Here is a 26,300-nt window from a genome sequence, read left to right on the forward strand (position 1 = left end):
CGCTAGGCGGGTGCCGTCAGGGCGCCGTCGCTTCATTTCGGGCTCCAACCGTTGGCGTGTCATTCGTCGCCCGGCGCCGTCGGCGAGTCGTCGACGCTGGTGCCGAGGTTCATTTCGATGTCGTATCGCTTGCTCACGTCTGCGCGCGGTCTGCTGGCTGCCGCCCTTTTGCTCTGCCCGTTGTTTCCGTTGTCGGCTCAGGCAGCGTATGCGTCGCTTGATGCGTCGCTGGCGCCGTCGCAGAACTTCGATCTGACGCATTGGAAACTGACCTTGCCGTCGGGCGATGACGTGGCGCCGGTCGATCTCAACAGCGGCTATCAGTACGCCGACGTGTTCTACACCGACGCGCGCACGGGTGGCATGGTGATGCGTTGCCCCAATCTGGCCGGCACCACCTTGAATACGCATTACTCGCGCACCGAGTTGCGCGAGATGCTCGATCCCGATACCCGCTCGGCGAAGGCGGCGTCGAACAACTGGACGGCCGAGCAGGGCGGCTGGCTGCATGCCAAGCTGCGCATCGATCATGTCTCGACGACCGGCAGCAGCAAGAAGCTCGGGCGCGTGATCATCGGGCAGATTCACGGACCGTCGACCGAGCCGGTGCGGCTCTATTACAGCAAGCAGCCGGGCGACAAAACCGGCCGCATCTACGCGGCGCTGGAAACCGTGTCCGGTGACGAAATCTGGACGCCGGACATCGTCAGCAATGCCGACGACGCGGGTATCGCGCTCGGGGAGGATTTCACTTATCAGATCAAACTGGTCGGCACCAAGCTGACACTGGCGGTCTATCGCAGCGAGAACCGCCGCTACGTCTACGTGACCAAGATCGAAGACGGCTACCTTGGCCAGAATCTGTATTTCAAGGCCGGTGTCTACAACCAGAACAATACCGGCGACAGCAGCGATTACGTGCAGGCGACCTTCTTCCTGCTGGAACACACGCACTGAGCAGGGGCGACGGCGATGCCGTGCGCCGGAGTGCAGGGCTTTCCGGAATTCCGCCGCCGGACGTTGCGATGGTATGGTCCGCTATTCCGTTCCCCCGCCGTCGACGTCTCCGTTCATGAACAAAATTTCACTTCGCCGCGCCCCGCTGGCGCTCGCTGTCATGGCTTTGCTCGGCGCCAGCAGCGCTGCATTCGCGCAGGCCGGTGTTTCGTCGCGCGCGCTGGACTCTACGGCGCCGCCGACCACTCGTGCCGCGCTGGCCAAGGCCGAGCCGGTGCTCGCTAAACACGCGATGGTGGTCAGTGCCCAGCATCTGGCCAGCGAAGTGGGCGTGCAGATTCTCAAGGACGGCGGCAATGCGATCGATGCGGCGGTCGCGGTCGGCTACGCGCTGGCCGTCGTGCACCCGTGCTGCGGCAACATCGGCGGCGGCGGTTTCATGATGGTGCACCTCGCCGACGGCAAGAATCTGTTCCTGGACTTTCGTGAAAAGGCGCCGGGCAAGGCGTCGCCGACGATGTTCCAGGACGACAACGGCACGGTCATCAAGCCGCGTAGCACGCAGACCTACCAGGCGGTCGGCATTCCGGGCACGGTGATGGGGCTGGAAGCGGCCCGCGTGAAATACGGCACGATGAGCCGCAAGCAGTTGATGCAGCCGGCGATCGATCTGGCGCGCAAGGGCTACGAGCTGCAGCAGGGCGACATCAATATCCTGCACACGCGTTCAGACGATTTCGCCAAGCATCCGAACGTTGCCAAGATCTTTCTCAACAACGGCAAGCCCTATCAGGTCGGCGATACGCTAAAGCAGCCACAGCTGGCGAAGACGCTGAGCCTGATCGAGAAGGATGGCCCGAAAGCGTTCTATCGCGGACCGATCGCGCACCAGCTGGTGATGGCGAGTATCGAGCACGGCGGCCTGCTGTCGATGCAGGATTTCGCCGATTACAGCGTGCAGTGGGACGAGCCGGTCAGCTGCAAATACCGCGACTACACCATCGTCTCGACGCCGCCGCCGAGCTCCGGTGGCGTGACGGTTTGCGAAACCTTGCAGATTCTCGATCCGTATCCGCTCGAAAAGTGGGGCTACGGATCAGTGCAGAGCGTGCATACGATCGCCGAAGCCGAGCGTCGCGCGTTTGCCGATCGCAATACCTATCTCGGCGATCCGGCGTTCGTGAAGAATCCGATTGCGACCCTGCTGTCGGCCGATCACGCCGAGGCGCTGCGCAGCACGATCGAGGACGACAAGGCGACGCCGTCGAGCGAGATCAAGGGTAATCTGGCAACCGACGAAGGTCAGCATACGACGCACTTCTCGATCGTCGACGCCAAAGGCAACGCGGTCAGCGTCACGTTCACGATCAACTATCTGTTCGGCATCGGCCAGATCGCCGGCGACACCGGCTTTTTCCTCAACAACGAGATGGACGATTTCACGTCCAAGCCGGGCGTGCCGAACTCGTTCGGTCTGGTGCAGGGCAAGGCCAATCAGATCGAACCGGGCAAGCGGCCGCTGAGCTCGATGTCGCCGACGCTGGTGATGCGCGACGGCAAGCTGTGGATGGTGACGGGTAGCCCGGGCGGGTCGACCATCATCACCACCGTGCTGCAGAGCTTTCTCAACGTGGCGGCGTTCGGCATGAACATGCAGCAGTCGGTCAATGCGCCGCGCATGCACATGCAGTGGCTGCCGGACGTGATCATGACCGAGCCGGGGCTGTTGACGCCGGCGGTCAAGGCGCAGCTCGAGGATATGGGCCATCACTTCCATGAACGCAGCTCCTGGGGCGCCGACGAGGCGATCCTGATCAATCCGCAGACCGGCATGCTGGAAGGCGCCAACGACCGCAGGCGTCCGTCGGGCCTCGCGGCCGGTTACTGAGCCGCGAGATGCGAAAAAAGCCGTGGCGTCTGCCGCGGCTTTTTTCATTGGACACGGCACACGGCGAATGCTGTCCACAATTTCATTGCTGATGGTATGCAATTTGCGGCGTTCCGCGGCACGCCGGGTGGGGCCCGGCGCCAGCCAAGCGTGGGGACGTCGGCATGAAGCAAGCGTTGGGGATGAAGCGTGGCGCGGTCGCAGCGGCCGTGATGATGCTGTTGGCATTGGCTGGCTGTCACGGTAAATCGCCGGCGGTCGACACGACGCCCGTAGCGCACCCTTTTGGCGACGAGGTCAAGCTGCGCCAGCATCTGGTGCAAGTGGCACTGGCGCGCGAACCGGCGGATCGCATCATTCGCGGCGCGACGGTGCTCGATGTCGTGACGCGCGAATGGCTGCCGAACCAGGACATCGTGATTGCCGGCGAACGCATCGCCTTGGTCGGCGATGCCGGTACCTGGCCGGGCCAGGCGAGCGAGATCATCGACGCGTCAGGCGAATACGCGGTGCCGGGCTTCGGCGAGTCGCACAAACACATCGAAAGCACCTACCTGACGCCCGAGTACGAGGCGGCGCTGGTGATTCCGCGCGGCAACACCTGGACCATCGAGGACTCGCACGAGATTTCCAACGTGGTCGGCACGCACGACGTCGACTTCTGGTTGCGTGCCGAGAAGGCCGGCAGTCCGTTGAAGATTTTTCCGTCGATCGGCTCGGCGACGCCGCCGACGATCTACGAGCACGGCGGCGGCTATTACGGCTATCGCGAAATGGCCGACTTCATCGAGCACGATCCGTCGCGGGTGATTTCGCTCGGCGAGGTGATGGACTGGCCGGCGGTCAGTGCGCCGCCGAGCGAGCTGGGCGACGGGCGCGGCCGCATCTGGGAGATGATCGACGCGACGATGGATCATCGCGCCGTCGTCGAGGGCCATGGCTCGGGCCTGGTCAAGGTCGACGAGATCAATGCGTTCGCCGCATCCGGCCTGTCGTCCGACCATGAGGCGCGGCTTGCGCAGGAGGGACTCGACAAGTTGCGTCGCGGGGTCTTCATCGAGGCGCGTGTCGATCTGATGCGGACGCTGTTCCCGGCGCTGATCCAGCACGGCCTGCAGGACTGGTCGAACGTGTCGGTGACGACCGACGATCGCGACGTGCTGGCGACGCAGCAGCTCGGCTCGATGGACTACAACATCCGCACCGCGATCGAGTCCGGCGTGCCGCCGGAGATTGCCTATCAGATGGGCAGCTACAACACGGCGCGGCACTTCCATCTCGAAAGCATCCTCGGTTCGATCTCGCCGGGGCGCTACGCCGACGTCGTGCTGCTGTCTGACCCGAAGACCGTCGCCATCACCCGCGTCTTCGTCAACGGCAAGCTGGCGTCGAAAGGCACGGACTATCTGCTGCCGATTCCGAAGATCGACTATCCGGCCTGGGCACACAACACCGTCAACATCGGCCGAGCGCTGCGCGCCGACGACTTCGCGATCCGCGCACCGGCCGGCCGCCAGGAGGTCAAGGTCGCGTTGATGGAGCCGTTCTGGTTTGCACCCGACTTCATCACCGACACCTTGCCGGTGCAGGCCGATGGCACGGTGGTCGCCGATCCGCAACGCGGCATCATCAAGGTAGCCGTCGTCGACCGTTATCACGGCCACGGCGACAGCACACCGTCGATCGCCAAGATGTTCTGGCGCAACACCGGACCGAAGACGCCGGGCTCGGCGCTGGCCAGCTCGCAGTCGCACGATCTGCACAACATCTGGGTGATCGGCAACGACGACGCGGCGATGGCGCTGGCGGTCAACACCATCGCCGATCTGCACGGCGGCTGGGTGCTGGTCAGCGGCGGCAAGGTCGTGGCGACGGTCAAGCTCGACATCGGCGGACTGATGACGCAGCGGCCGGTCGATGAAGTCGCCGGCGAGATGGAGGCCTTGCACAACGCCGCCGACGCGATGGACTGGATCGGCGCGCCGGGCCTGCCGGACCGCATGCGCTTCGCGTTCCTGACCGCGTCGCCGTGGAAATGGCAGCTCGTCGCGCCGTACGACGGCAATCCGATCGGCTTCGTCAACGTCACCAACGGCCAGACGCACGCCGTCGTCTGGTAGCGACGATGCGGCGGCGGCCGTCGGCTTGGGTGTCGTGGCTGTGCGGTGCATGGCTTGGTGCGCTGGCGTGGCCGGCGTCCGCGCATCTGCTGAACATGACGCGCGTGCAGGCCGACATCGCGGCCGACGGCACGGTCGATGTGTCGGTCTCACTCGATCTGACGCGAGAGACCGGCGGGCCGCGCGTTTACTACCGGCTCAGCCGTGCCGCCGCGCCGCTCGACGACAGCACGCTACGGCCGATGATCGAGCATCTGGCGGCGGCGATCGACTTGCGTGTCGATGGCCAGCCGATCCGGCTGGCACCGGTCGCGGTGGCGATGCCGCAGAACCGCGAGGCCGAGTTCCTCAATCCCGTGAACTGGCCGATGACCGAGGTGAAGCTGAGCGGCCACCTGCCGGAGCAGCCGGCGGGCGCACCGGGACAGGTGATTGGCCGCTTCGATCCGTCGTTCGCGTTCGAGGAGCCGATCTCGCTGACCCTGCATACGCTCGCCGACGGTCGGCACATGACGCGCTGGCTGGTCGCCGGTCAGCTCGGCCCGAAGTTCCCGCTGCAGGCACCGCCGCCCGGCGCGCAGCGGCACGACGCCGGCGATGCGCACGCCGGCCTGAAGACGCTGTTGCAGTACCTGCGCTTCGGGTTCCTGCACATTCTGCCGCAGGGGCTCGATCACGTACTGTTCGTCGTCGGCCTGTACCTCGGCGCACGCAATCTGCGCATGCTGCTGTTGTTCGTGACCAGCTTCACGCTGGCGCATTCGGTGACATTGATCCTGTCGAGCTTCGGCGCCGTGCGCGTGCCGTCTTCCATCGTCGAGCCAGCGATTGCGATGTCGATCGCCTGGATCGCGATCGAGAACATCGTCTTCACCCGCGTCCATGTCTGGCGCGCCGCCGTGGTCTTCGCGTTCGGCCTGTTGCACGGCCTGGGCTTCGCTGCGGCACTGCGCGAGCTGGGGCTGCCGCCGCAAAACTTCCTCGGTTCGCTGGTCAGCTTCAACGTCGGCGTCGAGCTCGGCCAGCTGACGGTCGTCGCGATCGCGCTGCTGCTGACCGGCTGGTTCCGCCGGCGCATCTGGTATCGCAAGCTCGTGATCGTGCCCGGCTCGCTGGTCATCGCCGCGATCGCGCTGGTCTGGACGGTGCAGCGGATCGCGTTCTGATCGCGGCTCCCAGTGTGAAGTCGGTCACAAACGGGGGCGCTGCTGACGATTTACTTGCCGGCGGCTGTCCGCTAGCCTCGAGTGACGGCATGACCAGATCAGGGAATGGCAATGGCGACGTTTCGAGGCATTACGGGGCGCTCAATCGAGCGGCGGGGGATGTTGCCGCGAATACTGATCGCAGGCGCCATCGCCGCTACGCTGTCGGCCTGCAATGGCAGTGGCGATACGAATGGCATGTTCCGGCTGGTCAACGGCATCGCCGATTCGGGCGGGCTCACCGCGCAAGTGCCCGATCTTTCGCCGCTGGGGCCCGTCGACTTCGGCAGTGTCAGTGATCAAATCGAGGTGGCCCGCGGCAGTGGGGCGTACGCCGTCACGCTGACGCCCGAAGCGAATGCGGACGCCGCGTTCACGGCCTCCGCGGTTCCGGTCAGCAAAGGGCAGCTGACGACACTGTTCGGCTACGGCAGCATTGCCGATGGGACGCAGGGCGCGCTCAGCGCCCAGCTGTCGCTGGACGCGCCGGCGGACGGCCAGCTGTCGATGCAGGCCGTCAATGCCGCCGAGGCCGCAAGCACCGGAACGCTCCCGTCAGGAATGACCTTTTCGTTCTCGGCCACGAGCGGCACCGCGGCTGCCGACCTGTCGGCAGACTTCGGCTCGGTCAGCGCAGACGATGCCGGCGCGCTGGCGGCGGGGACCTACGAGATTCAGGTCACGCCGTACGATCCGGCATGCAGCAGCAGCGGATCACAGTGTCCGACGATTCTTTATGCGCCGATTTTCGACAGCGGCGCGCAGGGCGTGACGCTGCCGACCACGGGTGGCTCGAGCATCGTGCAGATCGCCGCCATCGATGCGACCGAGGATGAGCAAGCCGAATACGGGTCGTCGATCGTGCTGCTGCTGATCGACAGCGACGGCCACGTCACGCGGCTGTACAACGCGCAGTCCTGAGCGGGCGCTGCGGCGGCGGCGCGCGTGATGCGCGTGCCGGCAGCTTGCTGTCGATGATTTCACGGGCCTCGCCACTCGCGCTCGGCTATCGTCGGCCGATGCCGCGATCGTGTCGGGTTGCGGCCCCAGGCGGCCGGGACGCCCCCTGCTCAGGAGTCCGTCCATGTCCGCGTTCGCCGCCCGCTCGTTGGCGCTTGCCGCCTCGCTTGCCGCCTCGCTCGCCGCCGCTTCCGCCCTCGCTGCACCGACCGCGTCCAGCGGCGCGTTTCACGAGGTGCACGCCTATTGGAGCAACGGTGAGTTGCCGAAGCAGTTCAAGCTCGACATCACGATCACCGTCGACGGCGACACGGTCTCGTACCGTGGCGTCAACAGCACCGATCGCACGCACCCGCATGTGGCGACGTGGTCCGGCAAGGCCGATGGACAACTGCGCGCGTTCGATGGCGGCTATTTCGATCACATGGCGCTGCGCGCGGTGGCTCCCGACGAGTATCTGATCGAGAAGTATCGCGAAGGCGTGCTGGTGGTGGGCGAGTTCTGGCGCTACGTTGCGAGTCGCGACGAGTGGGTGCGCCACGGCGTGGTCGCGCGCGCCGCCGCGGACGGCACGTCGAAGTCGTATATCGAGCGCTTCGCGCGTTCCAAGCCCTGAGGTCGGCGACGCCGGGGCGCCGTCGCCGGCCTCGAGCCTGCGGCGTCGTTTATGCGGCGGCCGCCAGCGTCCGTGGTCGCCGCGCGCGCCAGAGTCCTTCGCCGGCGTAGACGAACAGCGCCGCCCAGATCAGGCCGAAGCCGATGGCCTGCACGTGCGTGAACGGTTCGCGGAAGAAGAACACGCCGCAGAGGAACTGCAGGGTCGGTGCCAGGTACTGCATCAGGCCGACCGTCGTCAGCGGGATGCGCCGTACGCCATAAGCGAACAGCACCAGCGGCACGGCGGTGACGACGCCGCTGGCGACCAGCAAGGTCGCCAGCAGCGGGCCGTGTGCGACGAACTGCATCTGGCCGGCGTGCAGCAGCCAAACCAGATAGGCGAGCATCACCGGCGTGATCAGCAGCGTTTCGACCGCGAGTCCGGCGACGGCGTCGACCACCGCCATCTTGCGCACCAGACCGTAGAGGCCGAACGAGAACGCCAGACCCAGCGCGATCCACGGCGGCCGGCCGACCTGCCAGGTCAGCCAGGCGACGCCGAGTGCCGCGATCGCCACCGCCACCCACTGCGCGCGCGTGAGCGTTTCGCGCAGGATGAAGACGCCGAACAGCACGCTGACCAGCGGGTTGATGAAGTAGCCGAGGCTGGATTCGAGGACATGGCCGTTGCCGACCGCCCAGACATAGATCAGCCAGTTGACGCTGATCAGCGTCGCCGAGGCGGTCAGCATCAGGCGCAGGCGCGGATTGCCGAGGATGCCGCGAATGACGCCGAGTTCGCCGCGCCAGGCGATGTAGCCGAACACGAACAAACAGGCCCAGGCCACGCGATGCGCCATGATTTCCAGTGCGCCGGTCGGCTTCAGTGCGCCGATGTACAGCGGCAGCAGACCCCAGACCAGGAAGGCGATGAGGGCGGCGGCGAAGCCGCGTCTTGCGGTCGGATCGAGGTCGCTCATGCGACATGCTCCTGTGTTGCGGTGAAGGCCGGCTGGCGTGCCGGCAACGGATCGTCGAGGCGGATGCACTCGTCGGCGAAGGCGCGGCGCACGCTGTCGTGCGCCAGGGTCCGCATGCTCAGCGCCGTCCAGCGCGGGTAGTGCTGTTGCGGTTCGAAGCCGTAGCGCACCGCCCAGCGATAAAAGACGATCAGCATCGCGTCGACCAGACTGAAGGCGCCGAGCGCATAGCCGTTGTCGAGGATGTCCGCCGGCAGGCGCGATTCGAGGTCGGCCCAGTAGCGGCTCAGCAGCGCGCGGCCGCTGTCTTCGACCGCGGCTTGCGCGGCGGCGTCCGCGGCATAGCGTGCCGGGTAGAACACCTGCATGAATGCGTGAGCGTGCACATCGGTCGCCAGCCACGACAGCCATTCCCAGGCCCGTGCCGCGGCGGTGGGGGCGACCGGTAGCAGTCCGGCGTGCGGGTGCCGGTCGACGAGCAGACGCAGGATCGCGAGGCTTTCGGTCAGCGTCTGCGCCTCGCCATCGACACGGTAGCTCAATACCGGCACGTGGCCGCGCGGGTTGACCGCCAGGAACTCGGGCTTGCGTTGGTCGCCCGCCGGCAACAGCACACGCGTCGTCGCATAGTCGGCATGACCGCCGGCCTGCAGCACTTCCAGCGCGATATGCACGGCCAGCGAGCAGGCGCCGGGGGCGTAGTAGAGGCGATAGTGCGGCATGTCGGTGCGGCGGCGGAGGGTGACGGGCGCGCAGTGTGCCGAGACCGGCAGCAACAGGGAATCGACGCGTGCTGTCGCCGGTTGTGAGCCGAATTCACAACCAAGGTGTGCTGCGACATACACTGCCGTCATGCCGACTCGCCTGCCGCCGCTCGCAACCCTGCAAGCCTTCGAAGCCGCCGTCCGCCATCAGTCATACACGCGGGCGGCGCAGGAGCTGGCCTTGACGCATGGTGCGATCAGCCATCACGTCTCGGCGCTCGAGGAGCGCCTGGGCTTGCGCCTGTTCGAGCGTGACGGCAACCGCATGGTGCCGACCGAGCATGGTCGCCTGTTGGTGGTGAAGGTGCGCCAGGCGCTGGGTCTGCTCGAGCGGGGCTTTGCGCGCGCCGGCCGCGACGAGCACGTGTCGTTGGCGGTCAGCGTGCTGCCGGCGCTCGCCAGCCGCTGGCTCGCGCCTCGGCTCCCGAACTTCGCCGAGCAACACCCGGATATCGATCTTTGCCTCGACGTGCGCTCCGGCGTCGCCGATCTGGCGGCCGGCGACGCCGATGCGGCAATTCGTTATGGGCCTGGCGGCTGGCCGGATGTGCAGCAGGTTCGCCTGATGGGCGACGAGTTGTTGCCGGTCTGCGCGCCGCATTACCGCGGCGGCCGGCTGCCGGCCAGCGTCGCCGAGCTGGGCGATTGCACGCTGCTGCGCAATCCGTGGGTGCCGTGGGAGCCGTGGCTGCACGCCGCAGGTGCCGAGTGGCGAGAACCGAAGCGCGGGCCGGTCTGCACAGATTCCGCCGTGCTGCTCGACATGGCCGCCACTGGCCTGGGCGTGGCGCTGGCGCGGCGCGTGTTCGACGACGGCGATTTGCGTAGTGGCCGTCTGGTTCGCGTGCTCGACATCAGCGTGCCGGACCCGTCGTCCTATTTCTTCGTCTGGCGTGCGGATCACCCGCAGATCGATGCGATTCATCTGCTACGCGACTGGTTGCTGGAGCAGGTTCTTCCAACAACATAGCGTCACGAAAGTGTTTCGATCCGCGCCGATACGTAAGCCCGTTATTTTGCATGACGCGATGTAGGTATTATCCTACTTTGCAAGATGGCGATCCCGCCGTCCATGCCGGAAGCGCCGATGCGTTACTACGACCCCCTGGAACAGCGGTTTCGCCTGAAGCGTCGTTACGTCTGGGCCTTCTGGGCGTTCTGTATCGGCATGGCGATCGGATTCAGTCTCGCCGCGACACAGGTCTGACGGCTCAGGAGTCCGCATCGTCCTCTTCGTGGACGGCGTGCCCCCCGCGACGAATCAGCCGCTGCTGCCATTCCCACTGCTGGCCCGTGTCGGCCGCTACGGCGTAGCGCGTCTCGCCGCCGACCAGGCTTGCCACCGGCGCTCCGTCACGAAACAGCACACGGTTGCTCGGCAGGCTGGGCACCCGCTCGCCGGGCACGATGCTGCCGGTCAGGTTCAGCGGGTCCGAGCCGGAAATGACGACCAGATCGTCGCCGCGCGGTTCGCGGAAGCGGCGCAGGCTGGCGGCGGCTTCCGGCAGCGCGAACTGCTCGCCGGCGAAGCCGCTGACGAAACGACCGCCGCGAATCTCGCCGCGCGCTTCCAGGCGGCGCAACACGTAGAACAGTTCGCGCCACGGCGGTAGCTGCGGCTCGCGCTCGACCAGTTTGCGAAATACCACGCCGTAGCGCTTTAGCAGCGCCTGTGCGATGTGCTCGATGTCGTCGCCGCTGTGCGTGTCGTCGGCATGGCGGCGCTGCCGGACCAGCGTCCAGCGGCCACCGCTTTCGAGGTTCTGGAACGCGGCGCGAACGCCGCCGCGACGCAGCCGACGCGCCTTGAGTTCGGCCGGCGCGATCAACGCGCGCAGGCCAGCAAAGCCGTCGGACGTGACCAGGCCATGGCTGACCAGCTCGCCGAGCGCGGTCTCGACTTCGCTGCGTAGGCGGCGTGTGTCGGCGACCAGATCGTCGAAGAACGAGGCGCCGTTCTGGCGTAGCGCATCGAGCACGGCGGCGGCGGCGCCCGACAGCTCGGGATCGCGATCGGGTACCGACTGCCAATGCGCGGCGAACTCGCGTGGCAGCAAGACGATCGGCGTTGCCCGCACCGGCGCGCTTTTGCGGCCCGCGGTGTCACCGCCGGGCGGGCGTTGCCAGATCACGCGGCCGGTTGCGCACAGTTGGTCGAGCCAGTGCGATTCGTACCAGCGCAGCCGCGCCGGCAGCAGCTCGCTTTCCCAGGCGCTGGCGGCGGCGGCAAAGCCCTCGAGCTGTGCCAGTACCAGCTCCAGTGCGGCGGGGCCATCGCGGCGTTCGCCGCGCGTCAGGCCCTGCCAGTCGAACAGAAAGCGCATCAGGGCGGCGGGCGCCACCGGTTCGAATTCGGCGCGTTTGCGGTCACGCGTGTAGCGGTGAATGCGCGCCAGACGGCGGCGCTCGCACCACTCGGTGTCGGCGCCGCGCGCGGCTGGCGTGAACGCGCCGCGCATGACATAGCCCTGCTGTTCGAGGGCCAGCAATGCCAGCGTCGTCGCGTCGGCGTCGAACCCGAGCGGTGCGCCGAGTTCCGTGGCGGTGACTGGCCCCAGCAGTTCGAGACGGCTGCGCATCAGCTCGCGCAGCGCGATGTCCGGTTCGATCTCGGAGCCGAGTTCTGGCGCGTCGCCGTCGACCGCGGCGTTCGGCAGCACGCTGCGCACTTCGCGCAGCCGCTCGGCGGCCACCCACAAGTCCTGGTCCGCGCCGTCCGGCGTGATGCGCGCGACGCGGCGTGCGCGCTGCAGTTCGGATAGCCAAGCGCGCCAGTCGCTGACCTCGCGATCGCTCAGGAAGCCGTGGACGACCAGCGCATCATGCAGCTCGTCGGCGTTGGCCGGCTCCGGGCGCATCTCCTCGCGCACGCGCTCGATCGCGGCGAGGTCGAGTTCGCCGAGGTCGCGTGCGCTGGCCGCCTCGGCGAAGCCGCCACCGCGCACCGCCAGCGTTCGTCGTTCCTCGGCCGGCGCGTCGTCGAGAAAGGCGTAGGGCTTGGCGTTGAGGATGGAGCCGGACAACGGCGACGGCGCGGTCAGGTCGCGGCAGACGATCTCGACAGCGCCGGATTCCATGCGCTTGAGCAGGGCGATGAAACCGTCGATGTCCATCACCTCGTGCAGGCAGTCTTCGAGCGCCTGATGCACGAGCGGATGATCGGGCACGTCGCGATCGCCGGGCAGGTTGTCCTGGCAGGCCACGGCATCGGGGAAGGCGTGCGTCAGCAGGTCTTCGGCATCCGAGCGCTGCCATTGCGGCGGGATGCGCTTGCCGTTGCGGTTGCGCGCCACCGCCAACGCCACCGATGCCGCCCAGCGCCAGCGTGTGCCGAACATCGGCGCCTGCAGTACCGCCTGTTCGAGCACATGCCGCGCGCTGTTCGAATGCAGGTAGTGGGCGACCTCCTCGAGCGGGAAGCTGTGCGTGGGCCCGAGCGACAGCACCAGCGCGTCGTCGAGCGCAGCGGCCTGCAACTCGAAGTTGAACTGTCGGCAGAAGCGTTTGCGCAGCGCCAGGCCCCAGGCGCGCATCACGCGCGAGCCCAGCGGTGCGTGGATGACCAGATGCGTGTCGCCGACCTCGTCGAAGAACCGTTCGAAGATGATGCGCTCGCGCGTCGGCAGCAGACCAAGCGCCACTTTGGCGCTGCCGTAGTAGTCGGCGAGCTGCACGGCGCCGCCGTCGTCGAGACCGTATTCGTCCTTGAGCCAGGCGACGCCGTCGTCGACGTCGTCGGACAGCAGCGCGTCGGCGCGCTCGCGCAGCTTCGACACTGCCAACGACAGTTCGTCGCTGCGCCCCGGCGATTCGCCGAGCCAGAACGGTAGCGTCGGCGGCATGCCCTTGGCGTCTTCGACGATGACGCGACCGGTCTCGACCTTGAGGATGCGATACGAGGTGTTGCCGAGTTGCACGATGTCGCCCGGCAGCGATTCGAATGCGAAGTCTTCGTTGAGCGTGCCGACGCGCAGGCCTTCGGGTGCGAGTTCGACGTCGGAATCGAACTGGTCGGGAATCGTGCCGGCATTGGTGACGGTCGTCAGCTTGGCGCCGCGGCGGCCGCGCAGGCGGCGGTTGACCGCATCGTAGTGCAGCAGCGCGCCGCGCCGGCCGCGACGCGTGACATAGCCGTCGGCGAGCATCTGCACGACCTGCTCGAAGCGTTCCAGCGTCAGCGCCGCATACGGCAGCGCGTTGCGATAACGGGCGTAGAGCGCGTCGAGATCCCACTCGCTGCAGGCGACCTCGGCGACGATCTGCTGTGCGAGCACGTCCATCGGCGCGTCGGCCAGCAGCACCCGGTCGAGTTCGCCGCGACTCACGCCTTCGAGCAGCGCCGCGCACTCGGCGAGGTCATCGAGCGACAGCGGGAACAGCCGGCCCTTGGGCGTCGCGCGCACGGCGTGGCCGGCGCGGCCGACGCGTTGAAGGAAGGCATTGATCGAGCGTGGTGAGCCGAGTTGACAGACCAGGTCGATGTCGCCGATGTCGATACCCAGTTCGAGCGACGCGGTGGCGACCAGCGCCTTGAGCTTGCCGGCCTTGAGCCGCTGTTCGGCGTCGAGCCGATGCTCCTTGGCCAGACTGCCGTGGTGCGCGGTGACGTGCTCCTCGCCGATGCGCTCGGCCAGATGGCGGGCGACACGCTCGGCGAGGCGGCGCTGATTGACGAAGATCAGCGTCGTGCGGTGTTCGTTCGTCAGCGCCGCGAGGCGGTCGTAGATCTCGCCCCAGACCTCGGTCGCCATCACCGGCGTCAGCGGCGAGCGCGGCAGTTCCAACGCCAGGTCGCGGTCGCGGATATGGCCGGTGTCGACGATCTCGCAGATGTCGTGCGCACGGGGCGGGGCCGTCGCTTCCGGGGCTGTGATGGGCGTGGTGGCCGGATGACCGCCAACGATCACGCCGCGCGCGCCCATCAGAATTTGCGCCATGGTTTCGATCGGCTTTTGCGTCGCCGACAGACCGATGCGCAGCGGCGGGCTCGGGCACAGCGCATCGAGGCGTTCCAGCGACAGCGCCAGGTGCGCGCCGCGCTTGGTGCCGGCCACCGCGTGCAGTTCGTCGACGATGACGCTGCGCACCGTGCGCAGCATCTCGCGGCCGGCGTCGGAGCTGAGCAGGATGAACAGCGATTCCGGCGTTGTCACCAGAATGTGCGGCCGCACTTTTTTCATGCGCTCGCGCTCGAACGCACTGGTGTCGCCGCTGCGCACGGCGCTGCGGATGGCCAGCTCGCCAAGCCCCAGCGCGCGCGCGCGCGCGGCGATGCCGTCCAGCGGCGCTTCGAGGTTCTTGCGAATGTCGTTCGACAGCGCCTTCAGCGGCGAGACGTAGAGCACCTGCGTTTCGTCGGCCAGACCCTGTTCGATGCCTTCGGTGACCAGGTCGTTGATCGCTGCCAGAAACGCCGCCAGCGTCTTGCCGGAACCGGTCGGCGCGGTGATCAGCGCGTTGCGACGCCGCGCCGTGACTTGCCAGGCGCGTGCCTGCACGGCCGTCGGCTGGCCGAACGCGTCCGTGAACCATTCGGCGACGGCCGGATGGAACAAACCCGCCAGCGGGCCATCGCTGGCGACGGCGGGGGCGGCAAGGGGTAGGGCGTGCTGCATGGGACTAGCTTAGATCGAATCGGGCGCAGGACATGCGCCTGTCCTCTCGAAATGGTGGCGGTTGCGGGCGGCGCAAGCCTGTCGGACAGCGTGCGTTCACCGTTCGTCGCCCGGCCGCAGGGGCGAGGTGACTTTGCGTGGCCTTCGTTTGCTATGTTCCGAAAAACTTCACGCAATCGTCACCAAACGGAAATACGCCTGAAATGAAGCCGAGCTGGACCGCCGGCAGCGCCTGCGTCAACGGCCTGCAACTGAACTGGGAGGAATGCGGTCCCGCGCACGGCGAACCGCTGCTGCTGGTCATGGGCTTGGGCGGACAGCTGATCCATTGGCCGGATGCGCTGTGCGCCGATCTGGTTGCGCGCGGCTTTCGGGTGATCCGCTTCGACAATCGCGATGCCGGGCTGTCCGGCGACGGCGACCGCGGCATTCGCGTCAACCTGCCGGGCAACTGGCTCGCCAGCCGCTTCGGTCGCGCATCGACGTCGAACTACACGCTTTATGACAATGCCGACGACGTCATCGGCCTGCTCGATACGCTCGACATCCGCCGCGCGCATCTGGCCGGTGCGTCGATGGGCGGCATGATCGCGCAGATCGTCGCCGGCCGTTATCCGCGCCGTGTGCGCTCGCTGACGTCGATCATGTCGAGCACCAATCATCCGAAACTGCCGCCGGCGCGCTTTGACGTGCTATGGCGCATGGCGGGCGTGGGTCCGCGGCCGCGCACGCGCGAGGCGGTGATTCGCCGTTCGACGGCGATGTTGCAGCGGGTCGGCAGCCCGGGCTTCCCGACACCGGCGGCGTATCGGGCCGAGCTCGCCGGTCGCGCCTACGACCGCGCTTTTCGTCCCGCCGGCATGGTGCGCCAGACGCAGGCGATCCTCGCCACCGGCAGCTTCGAGACCTTGCTGCCGCAGATCAAGGCGCCGACCCAGGTCATACACGGCCTGGCCGATCCCTTGCTGCGCCCGGCCTGCGGCCAGCGCAGCGCGCAGCTGATCCGTGGCGCGCGGCTCGAGCTGATTCCGGGCATGGGCCACGACATCGCGCCGGCGCTGCTGCCGCGCTGGACCGAGCTGATCGCTGCCAACGCCGCGCGCGCCTGATTGCCGTCGCTGACGCCGCGCAATCCGCGGCGAGCTCCCTATAATCAAGTGGCATCCGTCGTACATATCGACGGTTCCATTCGACTTTTCCGGATCTTCGAGTGACTTTCGACTGGCTCAACGTAGTTGCCGGTTTCGGCGTCGGCGTGCTGGTGGGGCTGACGGGCGTCGGTGGCGGGGCGCTGATGACGCCGATCATGCTGCTGCTGTTCGGCGTCGCGCCGACCACGGCGGTCGGCACCGATCTGTGGTTCGCCGCCATCACCAAGATGGTTGGTGGCTGGGTGCACGGCAAGCGCGGGACGGTCGATTGGAGGGTGCTGCGGCTGATGTTCCTGGGCAGTCTGCCGCTGGCGGTGCTGACGCTGATCTGGCTGCACTACAGCGGCAATGGGCAGACGCACAATGTCATGATCACGCGCATGCTCGGTGGCGTGCTGGTGTTGACCTCGCTGGCGTCGGTCTTTCGTCCTGCCTTCCATCGCGTCGGGACGCGGCTGCGCGATGAGCGGCCGGTCATGTTCAAGACCCTGCAACCGGCGGCCACGGTGCTGGCCGGCGCGATCCTCGGCTTTCTCGTGACGTTCACGTCGATCGGCGCCGGCGCGCTCGGTGCCGTGATGCTGCTGTACCTGTATCCGCGCCGCATGAAGCCGAGTGTTCTGGTTGGCACCGACATCGTCCACGCGATCCCGCTGACGCTGATTGCCGGCACCGGGCATTTACTGCTTGGCAACGTCAATTTCTCGCTGCTCGGCATGCTGCTGGTCGGTTCGATTCCCGGCATCGTGCTCGGCTCGCTGGCCAGCTCGCGAGCGCCGGAGAAGCTGATTCGCACACTGATTTCCGTGATCCTGACCGCGGTCGGTGTGAAGATGCTCTGGTTCTGAACTTCAGTCTGACGTGCCGCCGTCGAACAGATAGTCCCAGGCGCTTTCGCGGTTGGCTGGGAAGCGGTCATTGCCGTCGTTGACGGCCGTGCTGTTGTGCTCTGCCAAGGCCCCGCCGCTGCTGTCGAGCACCAAGCGGTGCGCACCTGCCGGGTCGCCGCTACCGTCGCCGATGTCCTGTTCGGCGCCGTCGTCACCCCCGACCCCGCCATGGTCGGTGCCGCCCAGCGCCGCCCAGTTCGCCGATGTAAAGCTGCCATAGACGCCTTCATCAGGCGCTCGCAGCCCCCAGAAGCGGTCGAGGGGCGTGGTCGATGCATCGGAAATCCAGCTCGCGCTCGACAGTCCGTCGACGTTGTCGTTCGGCGACGACAGCATGACGACTCGTTTGACCGGCGAGTCCGCCGGTAGATGCATGGCGATAAATGCCGCGTCGCCGCCGCCCTGCGAATGGCCGGAGATGATGATCTTCGACCAGTTCGGATATGCAGGGCCGAAGTGCTTGGCGATATACGGTGACGCGGCGTCGGCGATGAGGAACTGATCCCAGTAATCGGCATCTGTGGCGTCATCGAGATTCGCCAGGTAATCGATGACGGCGACGACGCGGCCGATGATGCTGTTGGCGGCGTCGACCTGCACGATCAGCGAGCTGTAAGTGCTCGCGCCAGCCTCGTAGGCGATGTTGGCACCAAATGCGGTTTCGCCGCGCACATTGGTGAAGCAAACATCATTGGTATTACACAGCGAGCCCACCGCGCGGCCGTCCGGATAGCGTAGATCGATCACGCCGTAGCCGAGGCTACCGAGATGGTCGGCCAGCGTCGTGTAGTCCGACGGCGTGCTGCTGGTGCCGCCGAGAAACACGATCAGGGCGTTGCGTCGCCCATCGTGTGCCGGCTCGACGACGTAGTGCATACGATCCTGGCCGAGCGTGTTCGAAATGCCATCGCCGGTATCGCCGGGCGCGACATGAAAGCTCTGCGTCGTGACCGGCGCCAGGTTCGGGGCGTCGCTCGACCCGCAAGCCGCCAGGACGGCAGCTCCAAATGCAGCCGCCAGGGTGCGGCACGCATTCCGTGCTCTCATGTCAATCACGCTCCGTGTGTAGACCCAAGCCGGTCCGGGCCGGGTGCGCATCATAGCCGGGCACCCGGCGATTGGCAGGGGCGCAGGATTCGAGCCTCGATCGGGCGACAATACGAGCACCTGCTGCAGAGGAACAACAGATGGGCGTCAATCTGGATAACAAGCTGGTCGTCGCGCTGTCGTCGCGCGCACTGTTCGATTTCGAAGCCGAGAACCGCGTGTTCGACGAGCAGGGCGACCATGCTTACGAGGCGCTGCAGCTCGAACGCACCCAGGTGCCAGCCAAGCCGGGCGTGGCCTTCCCGCTGGTCAAGAAGCTGTTGGCGTTCAACGACGATGGCGAGCACCGTGTCGAGGTTGTCATCCTGTCGCGCAACGATCCCGTCTCCGGCCTGCGCGTGTTTCATTCGGCGAAGATGCAGGGTCTGAATCTGGAACGTGGCGTCTTCACCAAAGGCGCGCCGCCATTTCGTTACCTGCGGCCGCTGGGGGCGCATCTGTTCCTGTCTGCGAATCCCGAGGACGTGCAGGGCGCGCTGGACTCCAGTTTTCCGGCGGCACGCGTGTTCTCCGCATCGGTGGTCGATGCGGCCCGCCATCCCAACGAGCTGCGCATCGCGTTCGACGGCGACGCCGTGCTGTTCTCCGACGAAGCGGAACAGATCTTCCAGGCCGATGGTCTCGACGCGTTCCAGGCGCACGAGGCCAAACACGTCGCGCGGCCGTTGCCGCCGGGGCCGTTCAAACCACTATTGGAAGCGCTGCATCGCTTGCAGCGCGCCGCCGGCGAAGCGGTGCCGGTGCGGCTGCGCACGGCCTTGGTGACCGCGCGCAGCGCGCCGGCCCACGAACGCGCGATCCGCACCCTGATGCAATGGGGTATCGAGGTCGACGAAGCGATGTTTCTCGGTGGACTGCAGAAAGGGCCGTTCCTGCGCGAGTTCGAGCCGGATTTCTTCTTCGACGATCAGCTCGCGCACTGCGAGTCTGCGGCGCTCGCCGGGCCGACCGGCCATGTTGCCGCGGGCGTCGTCAATTTGCGTCGTGCCTGATCGACCCGACGACTGACGGCGCGTTGCCGCGTCAGCGCGGCGGCTGCAACTTGGCGACCGCACGCGAGCGCTGCAGGCGTGCAAATTCGAGGGCGCCGACCACAGCGGCGCCGCCGAGGGTGACCGGCGTCGAGGTCATCACTTTGCGGACGAGGCGTGCCATGTTGAGGCTCCGTGGCGAAGCCGCGCGAGGGTCGCGACGGCGGAACGTCAACGGTAGCCCGGCAATGTGACGTCGCGGTTGCGGATTGGTGACAGCGGATGCGCCGTCAAGCGCTTGTCATGCGCGTGCGGCACCCTCGCGCGCGTGCTCGAATCCAACACCCACACTCGCAGCGATGTGCTCCCGGAATTGACCGAACTGCAGGCCCTGATCGAACAGGGTGCCCCGTATTTGGAAGTGTCGACGGCCTGCGAGATCGAAAGCGGTGGGCAGCGGCTACCGATTCAAGTGCTGACGCTCGGCAATCCCGCACCGCAGGTGCCGGCGATCGGCTTCTTCGGCGGCGTGCACGGCCTCGAACGGATCGGCGCCGAGGTTGTCATCGCCTACCTGCGCAGCCTGGTCATGCGTCTGGCCTGGGACGAGGCGCTGCATCAGCAGCTCGAACAGCTGCGCATCGTTTTCATGCCGCTGGTCAATCCGGGGGGATTGCGGCTCGGGACGCGTGCCAATCCGCGCGGCGTCGACCTGATGCGCAACGCGCCGGTCGATGCGGTCGAGAAAGTGCCGTTTCTGGTCGGCGGTCAGCGCCTCAGCGCCGGCATGCCGTGGTATCGCGGCCGCAAGGACGCGCCGATGGAAGCCGAGAGCACGGCGCTGTGCACGCTGGTCGAACGCGAGTTGCTGAGCCGGCCGTTCAGTCTTGCCGTCGACTGCCACTCTGGCTTTGGCGTCGACGACCGGATCTGGTTTCCGTACGCGCACACGCGACGGCCGATTCCGCATCTGCCGGAGGTGCACGCGCTGCGTTCGATCTTCGTTGGCAGCTACGCTCACCACCGCTACGTCTTCGAGCCGCAGAGCCTGCAGTACCTGACCCACGGCGATCTTTGGGACTACCTCTATCTCAAGTCGCTGGACCGCGATGCATCGGTGTTTCTGCCGCTGACGCTGGAAATGGGGTCCTGGCTCTGGGTCAAGAAGAATCCACGCCAACTGTTCTCGCGCTACGGCATTTTCAATCCGCTGATCTCGCACCGGCAGCAGCGCGTCATGCGTCGGCACATCGCGCTGCTGGATTTCTTTACGCGGGCCGCGGTGTCGCACGAGCGCTGGCAGCCGCAAGGCGCGGTGCGCGAGCAGCACTTAGCGCAGGCGATGGCGCGGTGGTATGCGACACTGCTGCCATGAACCCGAACCCACCGTGGATATTGTTGCGCGGGCTGGTGCGCGACGCCCGACACTGGGGCGCATTTCCCGCACAGCTGGCGGAAGCACTGGGCGGCGCGACCGTGGTCGCCATCGACCTGCCCGGCAACGGCGCGCGTTGCGCGCAGCGCAGTCCGACCCGCATCGCCGAGATGGCCGCCGACGTACGCGGCGAATTGCAGCGTTTAGCGCCGGCGCCGCGCTACCGGGTGCTGGCGATGTCGCTGGGTGGCATGGTCGCCGCCGCGTGGGCCGACGCCTATCCGCAAGAACTCGATGCCGTGGCGCTGATCAATACCAGCCTCAAGCCGTTCAGTCCGTTCTGGCAGCGCCTGCGCCCGGCGGCCTATCCGGCGGTGCTGCGCACGCTGATCGACGGTGATGTGCGGCGCGGCGAGGAAACCATCCTGCGCCTGACCAGCGCCGCGCCCGATGCGCATCGCAGCGTGGTCGACGATTGGGTTGCCTGGCGTGAGGCGCAGCCGGTGTCTCGCGCCAACGCACTCCGCCAGCTGCGCGCGGCAATGGCGTACCGGGCGCCGGAGACGGCGCCGGCGGTACCGATGCTGGCGCTGGTCGGCCTGCTCGACGGCCTGGTCGATCCGATATGTTCGCAGCGCCTGGCGGCGCGCTGGCGCCTGCCGCTGGCGATGCATCCGGACGCCGGGCATGACCTGCCGCTGGACGACCCGGCGTGGGTGATCGACAAGCTCAAGGCCTGGCGACCTTAGATGGCGGACAAACCTTACGCCCCGGCCTGTGAGCGCAATCGCGACCCGATCCTGGCGGTGTTGCGCGAGCATTTCGCCGATCGCCGCGCCGTGCTCGAAATCGGCAGTGGCACCGGTCAGCACGCCGTGCATTTCGCGGCGGCCTTGCCGCAACTGCAGTGGCAGACTTCGGAGCGTGCCGAACATCACGACGGTATCCGCCTATGGCTGGACGAAGCGGCGTTGCCGAACCTGCGCCCGCCGATCGCGCTCGACGTGGCCGACGACGACTGGCCGGCGCAGCGCTACGACGCCGCGTTCAGCGCCAACACGCTGCACATCATGGCCTGGCCGGAAGTGCAGGCGATGTTCGCCGGGCTGGGGCGCGTGCTCGCTGCCGACGCGACGCTGGTCGTCTACGGCCCGTTCAACCTCGACGGTCGTTTCACCAGCGACAGCAACGCGGCGTTCGACGACTGGCTCAAGGCACGCGGCGCGCACATGGGCATCCGCGACCTGGCGGCGGTCGACGCGCTGGCGGCGACGATCGGCTTGCAACGCATCGCCAAGATCGAGATGCCGGCCCACAACTTCTGCATCGTCTGGCGTCGCGTCACGGCCTGAGCGTCAATCGGTTGCGAGCAGCGTGGGCAGTCGTGCGATCAGCGTCTCGTTGAAACGCTGCGGCTGCTGGATCTGCGGCGCGTGCCCGCAATCCGGGAACGGCACCAGCGTTGCGTGAGGGATGCGCGCCGCGGCTTCGCGCGCCAGCACCGGATAGTTGCCGAGCGTCCTGGCCAGCGACGGCGGTGCCAAGTCCTTGCCGACCGCGGTGTTGTCGAGTTCGCCGATCAGCAGCAGAGTCGGCGTGCGGATCGCGCCGATATCGTGGATCACTGGCTGACTCATGATCATGTCGTAGGTCAGTGCCTGGTCCCAGGCCATCGTCTTGCGCGCGTCTCCCTCGTACATGCCGGCGAGCATGTCGACCCAGCGATCGTATTCGGGCTTCCAGTGGCCCGCGTAGTACGTGCTCTGTTGATAGCGCTTGATGCCGTCGAAGCTCGTCTGCAGGGTCTTCGCGTACCATTCGTCGACGCTGCGCCACGGCACGCCCTTCTGGCGCCAGTCTTCGAGGCCGATCGGGTTGACCAGCGCCAGCGCGTCGAGCTGCTGCGGGTACATCAGCGCGTAGCGCACCGCCAGCATGCCGCCCATCGAGTGGCCGACCAGCACGACATGCTCGACGCCGAGTTGCCCAAGCAGCGCATGCGTATTCGCGGCCAGCTGCTCGAAGCTGAATTGATAACTCGCCGGCTTGCTCGACTTGCAGAAGCCAATCTGGTCCGGCGCGATGACGCGGTAGCCGGCGGCGTGCAGCGCGGCAATGGTCGTCACCCAGGTGGCGCCGCAGAAATTCTTGCCGTGCAGCAATACCGCGGTGCGTCCGTTCGGCTTGTCTGCGGCGATGTCCATGTACGCCATCGACAGCTGCTGGCGCTGTGACATGAACGTGTAGTGCTGCACCGGATAGGGGTACGAGAACGCCTGCAGTTCGGCGCCATAAGCCTTTTGTTCACGCGCGTTCGCGTTCGTGATGGGGAACAATATCAACGCGACGATGCACAACAGGCCTAGGCGCACGGCGGCACTCCTTTCGGGATTCGGGGGGAGGCCGCTATGCTGGCGCAGCGGCCGATGCCGACGCAAACCGCGGCACGCCGCGACGCCATGAATCCAGAAAACGAAACGCCCCCTGAAAAGCCCGACTACGGCATCGATGCGCCAGACGTCGTGCGTCGCCTGCTGATGTTTGGCAGTGCGGCGCTGGTCCTGCAATTCGCGATGCCGTCGCTGGTCGGCTTGTTGCCGTTGGCGATGAAGCTGCAGGCGCTGTCACTGGGCCGCTCTCTGGGCATGGCCGGCTGGGTTTTTGTAGCGTCGGCCTGCGTACTGCTGTGGGGCAGCAGGGTCGGCAAATTCCGCCTGCGCGACAAGCTGCTCAATGCGATGCCGTGGCGTGGTGACGAGCGTGTGCTCGATATCGGCTGTGGCCGTGGCCTGATGATGGCCGGCGTCGCCTCGCGGTTGACGAGCGGTCGGGTGATCGGCATCGATCTCTGGCGCAAGGATCAGCAGTCTCGCAATGCCCCGGAAGCGGCGCTGCGCAACCTGCGACTGGAAGGCTACGCCCAGCGCGTCGAGGTCCGCACCGCCGATGCGTTGGCCTTGCCGTTTCATGCGTCCAGCTTCGACGTCGTCGTGTCGAGCTGGACGCTGCACAATCTCGCCACGGCCGACGATCGGCGCACGGCCATCGCCGAGATCGCTCGGGTGCTGCGTCCCGGAGGACGCGTCCTGTTGATCGATGTCGCGCAGGTCCGTGCTTATGCCGACCTGCTGCGCGCGCACGGATTCGAGGCGGTGCAGATCGGCGCGCCCAACTTCCTGTTCATCCTGCCGAGCCGCAGCGTTGTCGGCCGCAAGCCCGGCTGAGACCGCTAGCGGAAGCAGTACACGATGATCGCCGTCGCGATCAGCACTGCGATCGCTGCGATCTTGGCGTCACGCGGCACGCGTGGCAGATCGTCGCCGTGGCTGATCAACGCAATGCGGGCGTCTTTCGCGCTCGGGCGATCGGCCTCGCCGAGGATGAGCATCCACAGGTAGGCGAACACGGCCGTCGCCGCGCAGACCACACCGGCGATGATCGTGAAATGCAGTGTCACGATGCCGGTCTCGCGCAGGACGAACAGCGCGGCACTGAACACGTGACCGCAGATCAGGCCGCGGAACGCGGCGCGTGAACCGAGGCTGCGCATCCAGATTCCCATCAGGAAGATCGCGACCAGTGGCGAGGCGACGAAGGCGAAGACCTGCTGCAGGTAGGCCCACAAACCCTGGAAATGCCGGATGTTGGGCGCCCACAGCGCGGCGAGCAGGGTGATGACGATGGTCGCGATGCGGCCGGTTCGCACCAGCTGATCCTGCGTCATGTTCGGTCGGCGCGGTTGCACGAAGTCCAGCGTCACCAGCGTTGCCGCCGAATTCAGCGTCGCCGAGCAGGTCGACATCAATGCCGCGATCAGGCCGGCGAGGATCAGGCCCGCAAGCCCGGACGGCGCGAAATGCGTGACCAGCGCCGGGAACACCTGATCGGGATGGTCGAGGCCCGGCAGCAGCGAGATGGCCATCACGCCCGGCAGCGTCATCAGGAACAGCGGCAGCAGTTTCAGTGCGGCGGCGATCACCGACGCGTGGCTGGCGGCGCTGATGTCGCGTGCGCCGAGGATGCGCTGCACGACGTACTGGTTCATCGTCCAGTAGTAGAAGCCGACGATCGGCAGGCCGGTGAGCAGGCCGAGCCAGGGTACGCCTTCATCGTGAATTGGGCGGATCAGCGAGAGGTGATCGGGCGACACCGACGATTTCACGGCTGCCCACGAATAGTCGAACTTGCCGAACAGGATGAAGGCCAGCACCGCGGCGCCGCCGAGCAGCACGAAGGCCTGCATCATGTCGGTATAGACGACCGCACGCAGGCCGCCGGCGGCGGTGTAGATGCCGGTGAAAATGGCGATGCCCAGCGCCGTTTCCCACAAGCCCAGCGATGGTACGAACGTGGTGATGATCAGCGCGCCGCCGTAGATCGTGCCGGCGGTGTCGAGCACGATTGACAGAAACAGCGTGATCACCGACAGATATTTACGCATGCGGTGGTCAAAGCGCCGCTCCATCATCTCCGGCATGGTGTTGACGCGTGCGCGAACCAGGATCGGCAACACGAAGAACACGGTGAACATGAGCACAACGCCCGCCATCCACTCGTAGTTGGCGGCCGAAATGCCGGTGCGGTACGCCGCGCCAGGCAGTCCGATGATGGTGTCGGTCGAGACGTTGGCGGCGAACAGCGAGAAGCCGACCGCCATCGGCCCCAGCGAGCGTCCGGCGAGGAACAGGTCTTCGGACGTGGTCTTGCCGCGTGCCGCCCAGATTGCGATGGCGAGCGTCGCCAAGAAGTAGAGGGCGATCGCGATGTAGTCGAGCCCGGAAAGCTGGATCATGATGGCTGTCGTTGTTCTCCCTTTTTAAGGGAAGCACGGATGGGCAGACCATGCAAACCGCATCGGCCTGCGATGCTAGGCTTGCGGAATTTCCAGATGGGGATGACGACATGATGGTGACACCGCTGTATGCCGGACTGCTGGGCGTGTGGTTTCTGGTGTTGTCGGTGCGCGTCGTGCAAAAGCGCGCGAGCGGCATTTCTCTGGGCGACGGCGGTGATCCGATCATGCTGCGGCGTATTCGCGGCCATGCGAACTTCACCGAATACGTGCCGTTGTGCCTGTTGCTGATCGGCGTGCTCGAACTCAGTCGCGCGTCGGTCTATGTGCTGCACGCGCTTGGCCTGATGCTGTTGATCGGTCGCTTGTTGCATGGTTGGGCGTTCGCATTCAGTGAGCATTTCCGCTTCGGCCGCATGTGGGGTACGGCGCTGACATTCCTCGTGCTACTGCTCGCCTCCTTGCTCTGCGCCTGGCAGGGGCTGCGTGTGTTGCCGCTGACGTTCTGATGGCGGCAACGAACGTGGTGGCGTGTCCTTGCGGCTCCGGCATGCCGTATGGGCAATGTTGTGCGCTCTTGCATGACGGCGCGCCGGCCGCGGACGCCGAGGCCTTGATGCGTTCGCGCTATAGCGCCTACGCGCTGCGCCTGGCGCCATATCTGGTCGAGACCTGGCACCCATCAACGCGGCCGACGCTGACCACGGACGACCTGGACCCGCAGACCACCTGGTTGAGCTTGCGCATCATTGGTCATCGGCCGGCGACGCAGGGGCCGGATGCGGCCGAGGTCGAGTTCGTCGCGGTGTCACGGATTGGCGGTGGTAGCGCCCAGCGCCTGCACGAGCGCAGCCGCTTCCGCCGCGAAGCGGGACGCTGGTATTACGTCGACGGCGATATCATGGAGGCCCGCCGCCGCCGGTGAGCG

At 66.6% G+C, this 26,300-nt stretch carries 23 protein-coding genes; 16 read left to right on the plus strand and 7 right to left on the minus strand.

Features of this window, described 5'->3' with window-relative positions; genetic code table 11:
* Window positions 1–117: 117 nt before the first annotated feature.
* The 6 genes from G7Y82_RS08060 (at window position 118) to G7Y82_RS08085 (ending at window position 7,746) form a co-directional block, all read left to right on the plus strand.
* Entirely contained in the window at window positions 118–957 is an 840-nt protein-coding gene (locus tag G7Y82_RS08060; protein ID WP_168147504.1) for a polysaccharide lyase family 7 protein, read from the plus strand.
* A 160-nt stretch (window positions 958–1,117) separates the two neighbouring features.
* Window positions 1,118–2,845, plus strand: a complete 1,728-nt coding sequence (ggt, locus tag G7Y82_RS08065) for a gamma-glutamyltransferase (protein WP_206370458.1) — start codon at window positions 1,118–1,120, stop codon at window positions 2,843–2,845.
* A 164-nt stretch (window positions 2,846–3,009) separates the two neighbouring features.
* A complete protein-coding gene (locus G7Y82_RS08070) occupies window positions 3,010–4,965 on the plus strand; it encodes an adenine deaminase (protein ID WP_240954139.1) in 1,956 nt (651 codons plus the stop codon).
* A 5-nt stretch (window positions 4,966–4,970) separates the two neighbouring features.
* On the plus strand, window positions 4,971–6,131 hold the full coding sequence (locus G7Y82_RS08075) for a HupE/UreJ family protein (protein WP_168147506.1): 1,161 nt from the start codon (window positions 4,971–4,973) through the stop codon (window positions 6,129–6,131).
* A gap of 159 nt (window positions 6,132–6,290) precedes the next feature.
* Window positions 6,291–7,091 (plus strand): hypothetical protein, encoded by an 801-nt coding sequence (locus tag G7Y82_RS08080; protein WP_168147507.1) that lies wholly within the window; start codon window positions 6,291–6,293, stop codon window positions 7,089–7,091.
* A gap of 163 nt (window positions 7,092–7,254) precedes the next feature.
* The gene (locus G7Y82_RS08085; protein ID WP_168147508.1) at window positions 7,255–7,746 is read left to right on the plus strand and encodes a hypothetical protein; all 492 of its coding nucleotides are present in this window, start codon (window positions 7,255–7,257) and stop codon (window positions 7,744–7,746) included.
* 49 nt (window positions 7,747–7,795) lie between these two features.
* Here the strand turns inward: G7Y82_RS08085 and rarD are convergent, their stop codons facing one another.
* Together rarD and G7Y82_RS08095 are read right to left on the minus strand one after the other, a co-directional pair.
* A complete protein-coding gene (rarD, locus tag G7Y82_RS08090) occupies window positions 7,796–8,707 on the minus strand; it encodes an EamA family transporter RarD (protein WP_168147509.1) in 912 nt (303 codons plus the stop codon).
* Window positions 8,704–9,561, minus strand: coding sequence for a glutathione S-transferase family protein (locus G7Y82_RS08095; RefSeq protein WP_206370461.1), 858 nt, complete (start codon window positions 9,559–9,561; stop codon window positions 8,704–8,706). Before G7Y82_RS08095 ends, rarD begins: the two co-directional genes overlap by 4 nt.
* On the opposite strand from G7Y82_RS08095, the gene G7Y82_RS08100 reads away from it, so the two are divergent.
* The gene (locus tag G7Y82_RS08100) at window positions 9,560–10,441 is read left to right on the plus strand and encodes a LysR substrate-binding domain-containing protein (RefSeq protein ID WP_168147510.1); all 882 of its coding nucleotides are present in this window, start codon (window positions 9,560–9,562) and stop codon (window positions 10,439–10,441) included. The genes G7Y82_RS08095 and G7Y82_RS08100 overlap by 2 nt on opposite strands.
* A gap of 241 nt (window positions 10,442–10,682) precedes the next feature.
* Here the strand turns inward: G7Y82_RS08100 and G7Y82_RS08105 are convergent, their stop codons facing one another.
* The gene (locus G7Y82_RS08105) at window positions 10,683–15,086 is read right to left on the minus strand and encodes a DEAD/DEAH box helicase (protein WP_168147511.1); all 4,404 of its coding nucleotides are present in this window, start codon (window positions 15,084–15,086) and stop codon (window positions 10,683–10,685) included.
* A 203-nt stretch (window positions 15,087–15,289) separates the two neighbouring features.
* Here G7Y82_RS08105 and G7Y82_RS08110 point away from each other — a divergent pair, with 203 nt between their 5' ends.
* Both G7Y82_RS08110 and G7Y82_RS08115 read left to right on the plus strand, forming a co-directional pair.
* Entirely contained in the window at window positions 15,290–16,195 is a 906-nt protein-coding gene (locus G7Y82_RS08110; protein WP_168147512.1) for an alpha/beta fold hydrolase, read from the plus strand.
* Window positions 16,196–16,296: 101 nt separating this feature from the next.
* Window positions 16,297–17,085 (plus strand): sulfite exporter TauE/SafE family protein, encoded by a 789-nt coding sequence (locus G7Y82_RS08115; RefSeq protein ID WP_168147513.1) that lies wholly within the window; start codon window positions 16,297–16,299, stop codon window positions 17,083–17,085.
* Window positions 17,086–17,088: 3 nt separating this feature from the next.
* On the opposite strand, the gene G7Y82_RS08120 is transcribed toward G7Y82_RS08115, so the two are convergent.
* Window positions 17,089–18,174: a BPSS1187 family protein gene (locus G7Y82_RS08120; RefSeq protein WP_168147514.1), complete on the minus strand. Its 1,086-nt coding sequence runs from the start codon at window positions 18,172–18,174 to the stop codon at window positions 17,089–17,091.
* 140 nt (window positions 18,175–18,314) lie between these two features.
* On the opposite strand from G7Y82_RS08120, the gene G7Y82_RS08125 reads away from it, so the two are divergent.
* Window positions 18,315–19,226: a 5'-nucleotidase gene (locus G7Y82_RS08125; RefSeq protein ID WP_168147515.1), complete on the plus strand. Its 912-nt coding sequence runs from the start codon at window positions 18,315–18,317 to the stop codon at window positions 19,224–19,226.
* A 31-nt stretch (window positions 19,227–19,257) separates the two neighbouring features.
* Here the strand turns inward: G7Y82_RS08125 and G7Y82_RS21685 are convergent, their stop codons facing one another.
* The gene (locus G7Y82_RS21685; RefSeq protein WP_277346261.1) at window positions 19,258–19,389 is read right to left on the minus strand and encodes a hypothetical protein; all 132 of its coding nucleotides are present in this window, start codon (window positions 19,387–19,389) and stop codon (window positions 19,258–19,260) included.
* Window positions 19,390–19,533: 144 nt separating this feature from the next.
* On the opposite strand from G7Y82_RS21685, the gene G7Y82_RS08130 reads away from it, so the two are divergent.
* From G7Y82_RS08130 to G7Y82_RS08140, 3 genes are read left to right on the plus strand one after another with little or no spacing between them, the layout of a single operon-like run.
* Window positions 19,534–20,580, plus strand: coding sequence for a M14 family zinc carboxypeptidase (locus G7Y82_RS08130; protein ID WP_366515636.1), 1,047 nt, complete (start codon window positions 19,534–19,536; stop codon window positions 20,578–20,580).
* Complete coding sequence (locus G7Y82_RS08135) at window positions 20,577–21,329, plus strand: alpha/beta fold hydrolase (RefSeq protein ID WP_168147516.1); 753 nt, start codon at window positions 20,577–20,579, stop codon at window positions 21,327–21,329. The genes G7Y82_RS08130 and G7Y82_RS08135 overlap by 4 nt, the downstream gene beginning before the upstream one ends.
* Window positions 21,330–21,932 carry a DUF938 domain-containing protein gene (locus G7Y82_RS08140; RefSeq protein WP_168147517.1) on the plus strand — a complete coding sequence of 201 codons (603 nt, stop codon included), beginning with the start codon at window positions 21,330–21,332 and terminating at the stop codon, window positions 21,930–21,932.
* Window positions 21,933–21,935: 3 nt separating this feature from the next.
* Here G7Y82_RS08140 and G7Y82_RS08145 read toward each other — a convergent pair whose 3' ends face one another.
* Entirely contained in the window at window positions 21,936–22,952 is a 1,017-nt protein-coding gene (locus G7Y82_RS08145) for an alpha/beta fold hydrolase (protein WP_168147518.1), read from the minus strand.
* 54 nt (window positions 22,953–23,006) lie between these two features.
* Here G7Y82_RS08145 and G7Y82_RS08150 point away from each other — a divergent pair, with 54 nt between their 5' ends.
* On the plus strand, window positions 23,007–23,804 hold the full coding sequence (locus tag G7Y82_RS08150) for a class I SAM-dependent methyltransferase (protein WP_168147519.1): 798 nt from the start codon (window positions 23,007–23,009) through the stop codon (window positions 23,802–23,804).
* A 5-nt stretch (window positions 23,805–23,809) separates the two neighbouring features.
* Here G7Y82_RS08150 and G7Y82_RS08155 read toward each other — a convergent pair whose 3' ends face one another.
* Window positions 23,810–25,372 (minus strand): sodium:solute symporter family transporter, encoded by a 1,563-nt coding sequence (locus tag G7Y82_RS08155; RefSeq protein ID WP_168147520.1) that lies wholly within the window; start codon window positions 25,370–25,372, stop codon window positions 23,810–23,812.
* Between the two features lie 110 nt (window positions 25,373–25,482).
* Between G7Y82_RS08155 and G7Y82_RS08160 the strand changes: the two genes are divergently transcribed.
* Window positions 25,483–25,881, plus strand: a complete 399-nt coding sequence (locus G7Y82_RS08160) for an MAPEG family protein (RefSeq protein ID WP_168147521.1) — start codon at window positions 25,483–25,485, stop codon at window positions 25,879–25,881.
* Window positions 25,881–26,297 (plus strand): YchJ family protein, encoded by a 417-nt coding sequence (locus G7Y82_RS08165; RefSeq protein ID WP_168147522.1) that lies wholly within the window; start codon window positions 25,881–25,883, stop codon window positions 26,295–26,297. Before G7Y82_RS08160 ends, G7Y82_RS08165 begins: the two co-directional genes overlap by 1 nt.
* Window positions 26,298–26,300: the final 3 nt, after the last annotated feature.

The organism is Solimonas marina, from assembly GCF_012241385.1.
GTDB classification, from domain to species: domain Bacteria; phylum Pseudomonadota; class Gammaproteobacteria; order Nevskiales; family Nevskiaceae; genus Solimonas; species Solimonas marina.